Source organism: Achromobacter marplatensis (genome assembly GCF_049060505.1).
Lineage (GTDB): Bacteria > Pseudomonadota > Gammaproteobacteria > Burkholderiales > Burkholderiaceae_B > Achromobacter > Achromobacter marplatensis_A.
The window spans coordinates 17,277-31,225 of sequence record NZ_JBMGRB010000016.1 but is presented as its reverse complement, the minus strand read 5'-3'; the positions used below and the strand labels follow the sequence as shown (position 1 = coordinate 31,225).

Annotated in this window: 13 protein-coding genes; 7 read left to right on the top strand and 6 right to left on the bottom strand. The window is 66.3% G+C overall.

Translation table 11 applies throughout. From position 1 onward, the window contains the following. Positions 1–25: 25 nt before the first annotated feature. Positions 26–1,162 (bottom strand): threonine synthase, encoded by a 1,137-nt coding sequence (locus tag ACI0FO_RS28210; RefSeq protein WP_416031891.1) that lies wholly within the window; start codon positions 1,160–1,162, stop codon positions 26–28. 97 nt (positions 1,163–1,259) lie between these two features. Between ACI0FO_RS28210 and ACI0FO_RS28205 the strand changes: the two genes are divergently transcribed. Next, on the top strand, positions 1,260–2,183 hold the full coding sequence (locus ACI0FO_RS28205) for a LysR family transcriptional regulator (RefSeq protein ID WP_416031890.1): 924 nt from the start codon (positions 1,260–1,262) through the stop codon (positions 2,181–2,183). A gap of 48 nt (positions 2,184–2,231) precedes the next feature. Here ACI0FO_RS28205 and ACI0FO_RS28200 read toward each other — a convergent pair whose 3' ends face one another. Together ACI0FO_RS28200 and kynU are read right to left on the bottom strand one after the other, a co-directional pair. After that, complete coding sequence (locus ACI0FO_RS28200) at positions 2,232–3,641, bottom strand: amino acid permease (RefSeq protein ID WP_416031889.1); 1,410 nt, start codon at positions 3,639–3,641, stop codon at positions 2,232–2,234. Between the two features lie 79 nt (positions 3,642–3,720). Further along, complete coding sequence (gene kynU / locus ACI0FO_RS28195) at positions 3,721–4,971, bottom strand: kynureninase (RefSeq protein WP_416031888.1); 1,251 nt, start codon at positions 4,969–4,971, stop codon at positions 3,721–3,723. 138 nt (positions 4,972–5,109) lie between these two features. Here kynU and ACI0FO_RS28190 point away from each other — a divergent pair, with 138 nt between their 5' ends. After that, positions 5,110–5,583: an Lrp/AsnC family transcriptional regulator gene (locus tag ACI0FO_RS28190; protein WP_006222611.1), complete on the top strand. Its 474-nt coding sequence runs from the start codon at positions 5,110–5,112 to the stop codon at positions 5,581–5,583. 33 nt (positions 5,584–5,616) lie between these two features. On the opposite strand, the gene trhA is transcribed toward ACI0FO_RS28190, so the two are convergent. Both trhA and ACI0FO_RS28180 read right to left on the bottom strand, forming a co-directional pair. Next, a complete protein-coding gene (gene trhA / locus ACI0FO_RS28185; protein ID WP_416031887.1) occupies positions 5,617–6,249 on the bottom strand; it encodes a PAQR family membrane homeostasis protein TrhA in 633 nt (210 codons plus the stop codon). 97 nt (positions 6,250–6,346) lie between these two features. Beyond that, the gene (locus tag ACI0FO_RS28180; RefSeq protein WP_416031886.1) at positions 6,347–7,441 is read right to left on the bottom strand and encodes a P1 family peptidase; all 1,095 of its coding nucleotides are present in this window, start codon (positions 7,439–7,441) and stop codon (positions 6,347–6,349) included. A 184-nt stretch (positions 7,442–7,625) separates the two neighbouring features. Between ACI0FO_RS28180 and ACI0FO_RS28175 the strand changes: the two genes are divergently transcribed. The 3 genes from ACI0FO_RS28175 (at position 7,626) to ACI0FO_RS28165 (ending at position 9,928) form a co-directional block, all read left to right on the top strand. Next, positions 7,626–8,408 (top strand): amino acid ABC transporter substrate-binding protein, encoded by a 783-nt coding sequence (locus ACI0FO_RS28175; protein WP_416031885.1) that lies wholly within the window; start codon positions 7,626–7,628, stop codon positions 8,406–8,408. 84 nt (positions 8,409–8,492) lie between these two features. Continuing rightward, positions 8,493–9,173, top strand: a complete 681-nt coding sequence (locus tag ACI0FO_RS28170; RefSeq protein WP_416031942.1) for an ABC transporter permease subunit — start codon at positions 8,493–8,495, stop codon at positions 9,171–9,173. Beyond that, a complete protein-coding gene (locus ACI0FO_RS28165) occupies positions 9,170–9,928 on the top strand; it encodes an amino acid ABC transporter ATP-binding protein (RefSeq protein ID WP_416031884.1) in 759 nt (252 codons plus the stop codon). Before ACI0FO_RS28170 ends, ACI0FO_RS28165 begins: the two co-directional genes overlap by 4 nt. 213 nt (positions 9,929–10,141) lie before the next feature. Here the strand turns inward: ACI0FO_RS28165 and ACI0FO_RS28160 are convergent, their stop codons facing one another. Beyond that, complete coding sequence (locus ACI0FO_RS28160; protein WP_416031883.1) at positions 10,142–10,825, bottom strand: peptidoglycan DD-metalloendopeptidase family protein; 684 nt, start codon at positions 10,823–10,825, stop codon at positions 10,142–10,144. A 292-nt stretch (positions 10,826–11,117) separates the two neighbouring features. Here ACI0FO_RS28160 and ACI0FO_RS28155 point away from each other — a divergent pair, with 292 nt between their 5' ends. Then, positions 11,118–12,410, top strand: coding sequence for an MASE1 domain-containing protein (locus tag ACI0FO_RS28155; RefSeq protein WP_416031882.1), 1,293 nt, complete (start codon positions 11,118–11,120; stop codon positions 12,408–12,410). After that, on the top strand, positions 12,397–13,947 hold the full coding sequence (locus tag ACI0FO_RS28150) for an acyl-CoA-binding protein (RefSeq protein ID WP_416031881.1): 1,551 nt from the start codon (positions 12,397–12,399) through the stop codon (positions 13,945–13,947). The genes ACI0FO_RS28155 and ACI0FO_RS28150 overlap by 14 nt, the downstream gene beginning before the upstream one ends. The last annotated feature ends 2 nt before the right edge of the window (positions 13,948–13,949 follow it).

The following is a 13,949-nucleotide window of genomic DNA, read 5'->3' as shown; positions in this document are numbered from 1 at the left end:
TCTTCCGGACAGGCCCGCGCCCGGTTCAAGGCGCCGTCGAATACAGGTCCGTCATGAACTGCGTGGACTTGATGCCGGTACCGGTCAGCAGCACGACCGTGCGTTCGCCGGCCTGGATCGCGCCGCGCGCCTGCAGTACGTCCAGCGCGGCCGCCGCCGTCGCGCTGGTCGGTTCGGCGTACAGGCCGGACAGAGCCAGGCGCTTGACTGCCGCCACGATGTCCGCCTCCGGCACCGCCACCGTCTGGCCGCCGCTGGCCCGCACGGCCTGCAGCACCTCGCGCAAGCGCACCGGATGCTTGATGGCCGTGCCTTCCGCCACGGTAGGCAGCACGGCGCGCGGCACCGCCCCATCCGCCCCCGCCTGAAAGCTGGCGTCCACCGGCGAACAATTCAACGGCTGCGCCACGAACAGCCGGGGCAGACGGCGGATCTGGCCCGCGGCCAGCAATTCGGCGAAGCCGATGGCGCAACCCAGCACGTTGCTGCCCGCCCCCGCCGGAATCACGATGTTATCGGGCGCCTGGAAGCCAAAATCTTCCCACATCTCGTAGGCGATCGATTTGGTGCCCTGTAGAAAGAACGGCTGCCAATTGTGGCTGGCGTAAAAGATATCTTGCGAAGCGCGGATGGCTTCAGTCTGCGAATTCTCGCGCGGACCTTCCACAAGCCGCACGTCGGCGCCGAACGCGCGGATCTGCGCCACCTTGGCGATGGACGTATAGGCCGGCGCGAAGATGGTTACCCCCATGCCCGCCGCCGCGCCGAAGGCCGCGATGGCCGCGCCGCCGTTGCCCGAGCTGTCCTCGGCCACCGCCGGGATGCCGATCTGGCGCAGCCATGACAGCATCACCGCCGCGCCCCGGTCCTTGAAGCTGCACGTGGGGTTGAACCATTCCAGTTTGAAGTGCGGCCGCAGGCCGCCCCAAGCGCGCTCGACCATCGGCGTGCCGCCTTCGCCCATCGACACCGGCGTTGCGATGTCCTGCGGCAAGGCCGCGCGATAGCGCCAGATAGAGCGGTCGCGGGTATCGATGTCATCGCGCGAGATGCCTGGCAACGGCGAGATCATCAGCGGCGTCTGGGCGTTGGAGCACCAGCGTGCGTCAGTGATCGGATAGCGTTCGCCGGAAAGCGGGTCTACATAGCAGGGCAGCGGCATGATGAACAGAAAATAAGCGGGAAAGCCGTCAGTCTAGGCCGGGCGCCCAGCATAGCGTTGCAATATCATGTTGCGATAATCGCAATGGAGAATCCGCATGGAACGAGGCGCGCTATGGGAATACCAAGTGTTCTGCGCCGTGGCCGAACGCCAGAGTTTCGTCCTGGCCGCCCGCGCGTTGGGCGCCTCGCCCAGCGCCGTCACCCGGGCCGTGCAATCGCTGGAACGCCAGGTGGGCGCGCAGTTGCTGTTGCGCAGCAAAAGTAGCGTGGTGCTGACGCCGCAGGGTGAAAGCTACTTCCAGTCCGCGCGCGAGCTGCTGCGGCTGGAGGCGCAAGCGCGAGACGATCTTCAAGACGCTCAGGGCGGCGTGCAGGGACGCGTGCGTTTTTCGGCGCCGGATCTGCTGGGGGTGACGCTGCTGCCCGCCGTGCTGCGGCAGTACGCGGACGCGCACCCCGACGTCAGCATGGACATTCTGTACACCGACAAATGGGTGGACCCCATCGCCGAAGGCCTGGACTTTGCGATCCGCGGCGGCTTTCCGGCGTCCAGCGATTTGCTGGGCGCGCGCCTCTGGCCCTATCACCGCCTGCTGTGCGCCAGCCCGGACTACGTGCGCCGCATGGGCCTGCCCCGCCAGCCCGAAGACCTGACAGCGCACCGCCTGGTAATGCACACCGGCCCCCGCGTGCTGAAGGATTGGCACCTGCGGGACGATCAGCGCATTGTGCGCTTTCACGCCGAGCCCGCTGTCCGGGTCAGCAGCGGCAGCGGCCTGATGGCGATGGTTTTGCAAGGCATGGGGATCGCGCGGCTGGCGGACTGGGCCGCGCAGCCGGAAATCGAACGTGGCGCGCTGGTGCGCGTGTGTCCGGCGTATACCGTGACCTCGGCCCAGGGCGCCGCGCCGCAAATGCACGCCGTGTACGCGTCGCGTTCGCTACCGGCCCGCGCCCGCGCCATGCTGGCGGCGATCCGGCAATGCGCGTCCGGTCCGGGGCGGCAGGCCAGGCGGTAACCCGGGCTGCAACCCCGGCGATGATCCGGGCGCGGTTGGCGGCCCGGGTCACCCTTGCTGGTCGCGCGCCTGCAACAGCAGCGTTTCGCCGCTTTTCTTGAACAGCAGGAAATACAGCGCGGCCAGGATCAGCAGGAAGGGAACGCCAAAGACCAGCGTCATCTTGAACACGCCGGTGAAGGCCGTCGTGACCAGAATGGCCAGCATCGCAACCGCGCCCAGCAGCGTCAGCGCCGGAAAGCCCGGCATCCGAAACGACAGCGCAGCGCCCCCTTCGCGCGCCCAACGGCGGCGGAAGAAATAGTGCGTGACGAAGATCATCATCCAGGTGAACAACGCGCCGAACATCGAAATCGCCATCATCAGCGTGAACGAGGTTTCGGGGTACAGCGCATTCAACACGGCCGCGATGGCGATCCCGCTGGTGGACAGCAGCAGCGCGTTCAGCGGCGTGCCGCTGCGGGTCAGCCGGCCGAACGCGGATGGCGCGTGCCCGGCGCGAGACAGGCTGAACATCATGCGCGTCGTGATGTAGAGCTGGCTGTTCATGGCGGACAATGCCGCCACCAATACGATGAAATTGATGACGCCTGCCGCGCCCGGAATCTCTAGCGCCTGCATCACTTTCACGAACGGGCTGCCGCCCTTGCCGGCTTCGTCCCACGGCACGATGGCCAGGATCAGCGCCAGCGTCAGCAGGTAGAAAACGACCAGCCGGACGATGGTGGCGCGGAACGCCTTCTTGACGGCGCGTTCCGGATCTTCGGCTTCGCCAGCGGCCACCGCGATCATCTCTACGCTGAGGTAGCTGAAGATCGAGATCACCACGGCGACCCACATGCCCCACACGCCATTCGGAAAAAAGCCGCCGTGCGAGGTATACAGCGCCGTGCCGTACTGCGGATTGCCCCAGACAACATAGGCGCCCAGGATGATGAAGGCCACGATCGCCGTGATCTTGATGGTCGAAAACCAGTATTCGATGGTGCCGAAGGCCTTGACGCTCATCGCGTTGATGAAGATCAACGCCGCCGAAAACACGCATACCCACTGCCAGCCTGGCACGCCCGGAAACCAGAACTTCATGTATTCGGCTACCGCCGTCACTTCGGTGCCTACTGCCAGCACGACGCACGACCAGTACGCATAGCGCACCAGGAAGCCCGCCAACGGCCCCACGTAATGCTCGGCATAGGCGCCGAAGGAACCAGAGGTGGAATGCGCCACCGTCATCTCGGCCAGGCAGCCCATCAGCAGCAGCGTGATCACCCCGCCGATGGCATAACTGATGATCACGCTGGGCCCGGCGAACCCGATGGCGAACTTGCTGCCCAGGAACAGGCCCGTGCCGATGGCGCCGCCAATGGCGATCATGCTCATCTGGCCCGAGGTCAGGCGACGCTTCAAGCCCTGTTCGCGCTGGGTGATCTGGCCGAAGCCCTGTTGTTGTTTTTGCATTGTCTCCTCCTTGTACTGCGCTCTTTTTCTGGATGTAGGGCCGCTCGGGCCCGCGCGATCAGGCAACGCGTCAGGACGTTCAGGTCACGGCGGACCGCTGCTTGAATTCAGGCTTGTCCCAGGCGCGGCTATCCAGCACGTCTTTCAGGATATCCACCGCATCCCATACGTCGGCGTAGCCGAAGTACAGCGGCGTCAGGCCAAAGCGCAGCACCTCGGGTTCGCGATAGTCGCCGATCAGGCCGCGCGCGATCAACGCCTGCATCACCTCGTAGCCGTTGGGATGGCGGAAGCTGACGTGGCTGCCGCGGTCGGCGTGTTTGCGCGGCGTGACCAGCGTCAGCGGATGGCCTTCGCAGCGTTCTTCGACCAGCGCGATGAACAGGTCGCCCAATGCCAGCGACTTGCTGCGCACGTCGGCCATGTTGGCGGCATGAGCCACGTCCAGGCCGCATTCCACCAGCGACAGCGACACGATGGGCTGCGTGCCGCAGAGATAACGGCGGATGCCGCCGGCCGGCTCGTAGGCCACGGCCATGTCGAACGGGCGCGTGTGGCCCCACCAGCCGGATAGCGGCTGCCAGAAGTCCTGGGTATGGCGCGGCGCCACCCAGATAAAGGCCGGCGAACCCGGGCCGCCGTTCAAGTATTTATAGGTGCAGCCCACGGCGAAGTCGGCGTTGGCGCCGTTCAAGTCGACCGGCACGGCGCCTGCGGCATGCGCCAGGTCCCAGATGGTCAGCGCGCCGCGCTCGTGCGCCAGCGCGGTCACGGCGGCCATGTCGTGCATCTGGCCGCTGCGATAGTTCACGTGCGACAGCAGCATCACGGCGACGGACTCGTCCAGCGCCTTGTCCAGCGGCAGTTCGTCATCGATCAAGCGCATCTCGTAGCCCTGCTGCAGCAGGTCGATCATGCCCTGGATCATGTACAGGTCGGTCGGGAAGTTGTCGCGTTCAGACAGGATGACGCGGCGGGCCGGCTGCTTCTGCTGCTGGATACGCAGCCCGGCGGCCAGCGCCTTGAAGATGTTCAGCGACGTGGTGTCGGTCACGACCAGTTCGCCTTCGCGGGCGCCCAGCAGGCTGCCCAACTTATCGCCCAGGCGGGCGGGCAATTCAAACCAGCCGGCAGTGTTCCAGCTGCGGATCAAGCCGGTGCCCCATTCCTGCGTGATGACGCCGGCGGCGCGGGCCGCGGCGGCCTTAGGCATCACGCCCAGCGAATTACCGTCCATATAGAGCACGCCGGGCGGCAATTCAAAACGGTCTTTCAGGGCGGCCAGCGGGTCTTTCCGGTCTGCGGCGACGCAGTCTTCACGCGTAGTCATACGATGCTCCTTCGGGCAATATCTGCCAAACAGGATAGCAGCGCGCCGGGGCCGAAATATTGCAAAACCGGGCGTGGCTTACCCTATGATTCCGCAGTAAATTGCACAAAACTCAGATTTTTCGAATTGGATTGCACCATGCAACTAGACGCGATCGACCAGCGCATCCTCTACCGCCTGCAAGAGAACGGCCAGCTCAGCAATCAGGACTTGGCCGAACAGGTGGCGCTGTCGCCGTCGGCCTGCCTGCGCCGCGTGCGAGCCCTGGAAGAAGGCGGCATGATCCGCCAGTACCGGGCAGTGCTGGACGCCGAGAAATTGGGGTTCGAACTCGAAGCCATCGTGCATGTATCGCTGGACCAATCGCGCCCCGGGTGGCACGAGGCGTTCCTGGCCGGCATCGCCGCGCACGACGAGATCACCGAAGCCAGCATCGTGACCGGGGCGTCAAACTACATCCTGACGGTGCGCACCCGCAACCTGTCGGCGTTTTCCCAGTTCGTGGAAGACAAGCTCAGCAAGATCGCCGGGGTACGCGACCTGTGTTCGCATATCGTCATGCGGAAAGTGAAAGACCGGGGCGGCATGCTGCCGCTGGCCAGTTGGCGATGACGGCGTTCTTTCGTGACGATCTGGCCGCCGCGCTCAAGCGGGCGTGCCGTAGCGCAAAAAACCGAACACCGTGACGAAGTGGCAGGCCGACCCGCCCATCACGAACAGGTGCCAAATACCATGGGCGTGGCGCCAGCGCTTGTCGTTGACGTAGAACAGCGTGCCTATCGTATAGGCCGCCGCGCCCGCCAGCAGCCAGGCCAGGCCCGCGGATGACAGGGCGCCCGCGATCGGGGCCGCGAACATCACTCCCAGCCACCCCATCCCCAGATACAGCGGCAAAGCGGGCGCCGCGCCGCGCGCCCACCACAATTCCCGGCTGATGCCCACGGCGGCCAGCGCCCAGATCGCCACGCCCATCGCCGCACCCCAGCCGTGGGCAATCGGCCCGAACGCCAGCGGGGTGTAGGTCCCGGCAATCAACAGATAGATGGCGCAGTGGTCCGCCTTGGCCCAGCGCGCCTTGTTGCGGCCCCGGGTGCAGTGATACAGCACCGACGACGCGTAGACGGCGATCATCGACGCCGCGAACACCACGCAGCTGGCGATCTGCCGAGTATCCACGTTCAGTTCGGCCGCGCGCGCGATCAGCCACCCGGACGCGCCCACGGCCAGCGCCAGGCCCGCCAGATGGGTAGCGCCGTTGAATCGTTCGCCCTTATACATAGTGAGCCCCCTCAGGACACCGGAACCCCGGTGTCCGCCATGATGTTCCCTTCCTGTGACAAGGTGAGGTCAGGACAAACGCCGGGGCCGCGCGCATTCAGGCGATGAAATCCACGGCCGCGGGAAAGCCTTCTACCGCGCGCGCCGCCAGGATGGCGCGCTGCACCGCGATCGCCATGGCCTCGGCCGCCATGACGCCCAGCAGCATCACGTTGCCCGGTTTGCCCAAGGCGCCGGTGCCCAGCGCGAAGATCGTGTCGCCGTCCATCATCGTGTGGATCGGGTTGATGGTGCGGGCCAGGCCGTCATGGGCCATGCCGGCGATCTTCTGCGCCTGCGCCTTGGTCAGGGTGGCGTCGGTGGCGACCACGCCGATGGTGGTGGCGGTGCCGGGGCGCATGGCATTGGGCAGGTCGCCCGCCAGGATGGCGGCGCGCGTGTCCAGCAGATGCTTGCCGTCGGCGGTGCGCGCGCCGGCCAGGATGCGTCCCGTGGCGGGGTCCAGCACATCGCCCACCGCGTTCACCGCCACGATCGCGCCAACCGTCACGCCCGCCACCGTCAGCGACGCGCTGCCGATGCCGCCCTTCATGGCGCGCTTGGCGCCATACAGCTTACCCACCGTCGCGCCGGCCCCGGCGCCGACATTGCCCTCTTGCGGCGCGTCGGTGGCGGCCGCCTTGCAAGCCTGGTAACCCGCCGCCGCATCGGGCCGGATGGACGCATCGCCCACGCCCAGGTCGAACAGGATGGCGGCCGGCACGATGGGCACGTGCGCCACCCCCACATCAAAGCCGATTTTCTTTTCTTCCAGATAACGCATAACGCCGGTCGCGGCATCCAGCCCGAACGCGCTGCCGCCCGACAGCACGATGGCGTGCACCTTTTCCACCATGTTCATGGGATTGAGCAGATCGGTCTCGCGGGTGCCGGGCGCCGCGCCGCGCACATCGACCCCGCCCGTGGCGCCGGCCTCGGCGATGATGACCGTGCAGCCGGTCGGGCGGCGGGTATCGGTGTAATGGCCCACGCGCAGGCCCGATACCTGGGTGATGCTGCCGCCGCCCGGCGTCAGCCGCAAGCCGTTGCCGCCTTGCGCGGGCATCACCCCGGCAAACGCCGCCGTGCCCGCGGCCGCCATCATGAACGCCCGCCTGTTCCATTGCTGTTCCACACCGATCTCCCTCGCCATGCCGTTTGATTGCGCCCGGCGCGAATGCGCCGGGCGAGCGTAACCTTATGACTTGCCGCTATATTTTTACTATTCCTTATGCTTTGTGGAAAAATAGACGCGTTGTTAGAGTGCGGCTAAGCCGGAGGGCATTGCATACCCGCGATCTCTCCTGAATGACACCGATCATCCGTGGAGCATTGCCATGAAACTCTTTCGCTCGCTGTTCATCGCCGGCCTGATCCAGGCCGCGGCCCTGGCCCCTGCCCACGCCCAGTCCGGCCTGGACCAGATCAAATCCGCCGGCACGTTCAAGATCGGCACCGAAGGCACGTATGCCCCCTTCACCTTCCACGACGCATCCGGCCAGCTTACCGGTTTTGATGTGGACATTGGCCGCGCCATCGCCGAACGCCTGGGCGTGAAGGCCCAGTTCGTGGAAGGCAAGTGGGACGGCCTGATCGCGGGGCTGGACGCCAAGCGCTACGACGCCGTGATCAACCAGGTCGGCATCACCGACGCGCGCAAAGCCAAATACGATTTTTCCGATGCCTATATTTCTTCGGCAGCGGTGCTGATCGTGCGCGACGACAACACCACCATCAAGTCGTTTGCCGACCTGAAGGGCAAGAAGTCGGCCAATACGCTGACCAGCAACTTCGGCAAGCTGGCGCAAAGCCACGGCGCGGAAGTGGTCGCCGTGCAAGGCTTCAACGAAGCCATCGACCTGCTGACCTCGGGCCGCGTGGAAGCCACCGTCAACGACAACCTGTCGTTCCTGGACTTCAAGAAGCAGAAGCCCAACGCGCGCGTGAAAATCGCCGCCACCGACAAGACCGCCGAATTCAGCAATTCCGGCGTGTTGATCCGCAAGGGCAACCCCGAACTGCAAGCCGCCATCAACAAGGCGCTGGCCGACATCAAGGCCGACGGCACCTACAAGACCATATCCGTCAAATACTTCGGCACGGACCTGTCGGCGCAATAAACGGCGGGCACGCACATGACGCTACCCTCCTGGCTGCAAGCCGTCATGCCCGATTGGCTGCTGGCGCAAATCGGGTCGTGGACCGTGCCGCCCTGGGTGCAGTTGATGGCCGACTCGTTCTGGCCGCTGCTGCACGCCGGGCTGGTGTTCACGGTGCCGCTCACGCTGATGTCTTTCGCGCTGGGGCTGGCGCTGGCATTCGTGGTGGCGCTGATCCGGCTGTTTGGCCCGGCGCCGCTGGTGGCGGTGGTGCGCTTCTATGTGTGGCTGATCCGCGGGACGCCGTTGCTGGTGCAGCTGTTCGTGATCTTCTACGGCCTGCCCAGCGTGGGCATCGTGCTGGACCCGCTGCCGGCCGCGCTGATCGGCTTCACGCTGAACGTGGGCGCGTACAACTCGGAAGTGATCCGCGGCGCCATCGAATCCATCACCAAGGGCCAGTGGGAAGCGGCGTACTCGCTCAGCATGACGCGCGGCCAGGCGCTGCGCCGGACCATCCTGCCGCAGGCGGCCCGCGTGGCGGTGCCGCCCCTGTCGAATTCATTCATCGCGCTGGTCAAGGACACGTCGCTGGCGGCGGTGCTGACCGTGCCCGAGATCTTCCAGGCCGCGCAACGCATTGCCGCCGTCACCTATGAACCGCTGATCCTCTACACCGAGGCCGCGCTGATCTACCTGGTGTTCAGTTCCGTCCTGTCCGCCGCGCAGGTCCGCCTGGAACGGCGCTTTGGCCAGCACGCCGTGTTCTCCGAGAAAAGCCGATGATCCGCCTGCAGAAAATCGAAAAATCCTTCGGCGGCAACCCGGTGCTCAAGCAAGTGGACGTGAGCATTGCCGAAGGCAGCGTCACCGCCTTGATCGGCCCGTCGGGCAGCGGCAAAAGCACCCTGCTCCGTTGCGTGAACCTGCTGGAGGTGCCCGACCGCGGCACGCTTTCCATCGGATCCGAAACCGTGGAATTCGAACCCGGCCAGAAGTTGGCGCGCGATCAGGTGCAGCGCGTGCGCAAACAGACCGGCATGGTGTTCCAGAACTTCCAGCTGTTTCCGCACCAGACGGTCATTGGCAATGTGATGGAAGGCTTGCTGACGGTGCAGAAGTGGCCACTGGACCGCGCCCGCGCCCGGGCCGAAGAACTGCTGAAGAAGGTCGGCATGGCCGAAAAGGCCGACGCCTGGCCTGCCAACCTGTCGGGCGGCCAGCAGCAACGCGTGGCGATTGCCCGCGCGCTGGCGCCCGCGCCCCGCGTGCTGCTGTGCGATGAACCGACCTCCGCGCTGGATCCCGGGCTGGCCGCCGAAGTGGTGGATGTGCTGCGCCAGTTGGCAACGGAAGGCATGACCATGCTGATGGCCACGCACGACCTGCGCCTGGCCGCCAGCGTATCGCGCGAAGTGGTGTTCCTGCTGGATGGCGTCGTGGTGGAATCCGGCGAGTCCCGGACAATCTTCTCGCGTCCCGCGGACCCGCGCACCGCCACGTTCATCTCGACGCTGACGCAAGACGCGGCGGCGTTCTAACCTGCCCGCACGGACCACCGCCATATTGGGATTGGACCGTAGGATGGGTGGAGCGCGAGAATTCTTAAGCAAGAATATTGCTGTCCAGCGCGCGCAACCCATCAAGCAACGGTGATTTCTTAACAGCGTTGGCCACAACGCAACGGTTGCGTGATGGGTTGCGCGCGCTGGGCAGTCGGGTTCTTGCCTAAGCCCCCCCGCGCTCCACCCATCCTACCGGGGCGGCAGGTTGCCCGCCGGATCGACCGCCTGGCCGTCATAGCGCAATTCGAAATACAGCCCGACCTGCTTGCTGTCGCTGTTGCCCATTTCGGCGATCTTCTGCCCTTGCTTGACGCTCTGGCCTTCTTTGACCAGCAGCTTGCTGTTGTGGGCGTAGATGCTGAGGAAGCTGGCGTTGTGTTTGACGATGACAAGGTGGCCATAACCCCGCAGGCCGCTGCCCGAATAGGCCACCGTGCCGCCCGCCGCGGCCACCACCGGCGTGCCGGACGAATTCGAGATGACGATGCCATTGGACCCGCCGCCGTCATAGCCGCGCGTGACCTTGCCCTGGGCCGGCCACACCAGCGAGATCGCGCCCGGCGGCGCGGTGCGCCGCTTGGCCGTCGACGTGGAGGTTCGCGGCGACGACGCCTTAGGTTTGGACTGCGCCTTGCCGGAAGCGGACGGGCTGGCCTGCCCCCCGGGCGGCGCCACCCGCAGCAGTTGCCCGACCTCGATGGAGTTCGAGTTCGACAAGCTGTTCCACCGCACCAGGTTGCTGACGCTTGTGCCCTGCTTGCGTGCGATCTGCGTCAACGTGTCGCCCGACTGGACCCGGTAGTAGCCCGGCTGGACCTTGGTGGTGCCGCATGCGGTCAACATGACCAGCAAGGCCACGATCACGGCGCCCATCCAGAGCCGTCCAAACGGGCGAAGCCGTTTCCAGCACCTGGGCGGCCCGGCAGGCGCCGCGGCAAAGGGGGCGGAAGCGGGCACGGACGCGATCGAAGCGGACAAGGAAAGCACTGAAACCTGGGGCACTGAGAGGGGCGGTGGAAACGGAGGTGCATTCAAGGGTACCAAGATTTTCGGGTGCCAGTGTGGCGAGGGTGCTTCGCAGCGGCCGCCGGGCCGTGTATAACCCGCTGATCACGGTGAACGCGCTTCGCCACGACTCAACGCGATTGCAAGGACCGATATGGGCATGACCGACACAGTTAGAAAGAATCCGCTTTGCCTGCTGTGGACCATCCCTTACCTGCTGTGCGGCGTGTTCTCGCACCTGCTCAACGACCCGGTCAGCCACGCGCTCTTCGTGTGGCTGCCGCCGGGAGTGGCCGTTGGCGCCTATCTGCTGTCGCCGCGCCGCGACTGGCTGCTGCTGGCCGCGGGCTTCTTCTGCGCGCAGTTGCTGTTGACCCTGGTCACGCGCGGGCAACCAGCCACCGCCATCGTCTTCGCGCTGACAGGCAGCCTGTCTTCGCTGCTGGCGGCCTGGACGGTGCAACGCTTGTCGCCCCGCGCCGAAGGCCTGGGTTTCGTGGCCGCGCTGCTGGCCGGCGCGGTCGCCGGGGCCGCCAGCAGCGCGCTGATGGGCGGCGGGTGGCTGTGGCTGACACAGGACGCCCACGCGCTGGACCGGCTGCGTACCTGGGTCACGGCCTATCTGGCCGGCGTGCTGATCCTGGCCCCGGCGCTGACGGGGTGGGCGCAATTCCGGCCGCGGCGCTCCGGCGGCCCCCGGATGCGCGACCTGCTGATCGGCGCGGTGGCTTACGCGCTGATGATCGTGTCGACCTTCATGACGTTCGACGGCGACATGATCCAGAACCTGCCCTACGTCGTCTCGTTCGAGCTGACTTATTTGCCGCTGGTGTTCGCCGTGCTGATCGCGTTGGTCTGGGGCACGCCCGGCGGAACGCTGGCGATGGTTACGCTGATGTTGATGGCGCTGTACCAAAGCGCCCAGGGCGAAGGGCCCTTTGTCGAGGCCAACGACCCCTGGCACGTGTTGCTGGCCACTCAGGTCTATCTGGTGATCACGGCGCTGCTGCTGTTGCTGGTCAATACCCTGCGCGGCGCGCGCGCCCAGGCGCTTGAGAGCGCCGAGCAGTGGCGCGGCCGCTTCGACCTGGCGCTGGCGGGCAGCCATCAACTGATGTACCGCTTCAATCCCTATGACGGCAAGCTTGAACTGGCGGGCGACCTGCAAGATGCCTTCGGCCTGCCGGCCAGCGCCATTACCGATCTTGCGTCGCTGACTGCCCATGCGCATCCTGAAGACCGGTCGCGCCTGGCGATGCACTGGGCGGCGCGCCGCGCCGGCGCCCAGGACCGCACGCCCTTGCTGTTCCGCGTGGCGCATGCAGCGGGCGGCTGGCGGCTGGTCAGCGACCGGGGGTCCCCGCTGTCCGACTTCGACGGCAGCGTGGCCGTCGTGGCCGGCATGTGGCGGCTGGGCGAGATCGAGCGCGAGCCGGCCGATGCCAGCCAGTAACCCCGACGCGCCGTCCAGCACGGGCGCCCTCCTGATCCATGGATTGGGCGGAACCGAATACGACCTGGGGTCGATGCACAAGGTCCTGAAGCGCGCCGGCATCCAGACTTACAGCCTGACCTTGCCCGGTCACGGCGGTTCGCCCGAAGACCTGCTGTCCGTCCGCATGGAAGACTGGCTGGACGCCGTGACCCGGAAATACCACGAAGTCGCCGAGCGCCACGAGACGCTGCACGTCATGGGCATGTGTCTGGGCGCGCTGCTGGCGGTAGAGCTCTGCAAACGGGTCGGGCACAAGCAGGGCAAGCTCGTGTCGCTGGCCGCGCCGGTCTTCATCGATGGCTGGAGCACGCCCTGGTACCGTGGCCTGCGCAAGCTGGTCTACCGCATCCCGGGCCTGGGCGCGCGCATGCGCGTGGAAGAAGAAGAGCCCTATGGCATCAAGAACGAACTGGTGCGGTCCATCGTCAAGGCCAAGTTCGAACGGGGCGAGAACTTCCACTACCGGTGGGTGCCGCTGGCCTGCGTGCGCGAAGTCGATCGGCTGCGCGACGCGGTCAGGCGCGGACTGGACGGCATCGACTGCCCCACGCTGATCATGCACGCGCACGAGGACGAGCTTACGTCGGTACGTTCGGCGCATCTGCTGCACGACGCGATCGCGGGCAGCCAACTGGTGTTGCTGAACAACAGCTATCACATGATCTGCGTGGACAACGACCGCGATCTCGTGGCGGCCACCGTGCTGCAGTTCATGGACCGCGACCCCGCCGCCGCGCAGTCGCCGCGCGCGGCCGGCCGCGCCGCCCCGATGGGCGCGGCCGATGTCGAGCGCATCCTGGGCGCGTACCGCGATTCTCTCTTGGCCGGCGAATTCGAAACGCTGTTCCCCTTATTCGCCGAAGACGTCGTCTGGACTGAAGAAGGCGACAACCCCGTCAGCGGCGTCTACGAAGGCCGCGGCGCGTTGATCACGCTGTTCTCGCGGCTGATGGACTATTCGCGCAACACGTTTGCAATCCGCGACGTCGGGCCACCCGCATTGTCTGGCCGCGCCATCGCGCTGCCGCTGCGCTTCCAGGTGCAGGATGGCGCCAACCTTTACCAAGGCGGCACCACGCACACGCTGCGCCTGCGCAACAACGCCATCAGCAAAGTCACCGCCCGCGCCGACGAACCCGAAGCCGAAGACGCCCTGTGGCGCAGGCTGGCCGCCGCCGCCGGCCACGAACCCGCAGGCGACGCCATGGACGAGGCCACCCTGGCCCTGGGCGGGGACGCGCTGCCCGATGCGTTTGAAGCGGCCATCATCGAATTGCGTTCGCTGCCCGCGCCGCCCTCCGCCGCCGTGGCGATCCGGCTTGCCGCGTACGAACAGCAAGCGCGCCACGGCGACGCGCCGCAGACGGCCCCACCCGACGCGGATGCCCGCGGCCAGATCGGGCATGCCGCCTGGCGCCTCTTGGCCGGACTGCCCGCCGACCAGGCGCAACGGCGCTACATCGCCCTGGTGCGGCGTCTGGACGCAGGCGACTGACC

What these genes read in the sequence shown, in the direction of transcription:
- ACI0FO_RS28210 (WP_416031891.1), bottom strand. Translation starts at nt 1,162, where the DNA reads ATGCCGCTGCCCTGCTATGTAGACCCGCTTTCCGGCGAACGCTATCCG.
- ACI0FO_RS28150 (WP_416031881.1), top strand. Translation starts at nt 12,397, where the DNA reads ATGCCAGCCAGTAACCCCGACGCGCCGTCCAGCACGGGCGCCCTCCTG.
- kynU (WP_416031888.1), bottom strand. Translation starts at nt 4,971, where the DNA reads ATGACTACGCGTGAAGACTGCGTCGCCGCAGACCGGAAAGACCCGCTG.
- trhA (WP_416031887.1), bottom strand. Translation starts at nt 6,249, where the DNA reads ATGTATAAGGGCGAACGATTCAACGGCGCTACCCATCTGGCGGGCCTG.
- ACI0FO_RS28180 (WP_416031886.1), bottom strand. Translation starts at nt 7,441, where the DNA reads ATGGCGAGGGAGATCGGTGTGGAACAGCAATGGAACAGGCGGGCGTTC.
- ACI0FO_RS28190 (WP_006222611.1), top strand. Translation starts at nt 5,110, where the DNA reads ATGCAACTAGACGCGATCGACCAGCGCATCCTCTACCGCCTGCAAGAG.
- ACI0FO_RS28175 (WP_416031885.1), top strand. Translation starts at nt 7,626, where the DNA reads ATGAAACTCTTTCGCTCGCTGTTCATCGCCGGCCTGATCCAGGCCGCG.
- ACI0FO_RS28155 (WP_416031882.1), top strand. Translation starts at nt 11,118, where the DNA reads ATGACCGACACAGTTAGAAAGAATCCGCTTTGCCTGCTGTGGACCATC.
- ACI0FO_RS28165 (WP_416031884.1), top strand. Translation starts at nt 9,170, where the DNA reads ATGATCCGCCTGCAGAAAATCGAAAAATCCTTCGGCGGCAACCCGGTG.
- ACI0FO_RS28200 (WP_416031889.1), bottom strand. Translation starts at nt 3,641, where the DNA reads ATGCAAAAACAACAACAGGGCTTCGGCCAGATCACCCAGCGCGAACAG.
- ACI0FO_RS28205 (WP_416031890.1), top strand. Translation starts at nt 1,260, where the DNA reads ATGGAACGAGGCGCGCTATGGGAATACCAAGTGTTCTGCGCCGTGGCC.
- ACI0FO_RS28160 (WP_416031883.1), bottom strand. Translation starts at nt 10,825, where the DNA reads ATGGGCGCCGTGATCGTGGCCTTGCTGGTCATGTTGACCGCATGCGGC.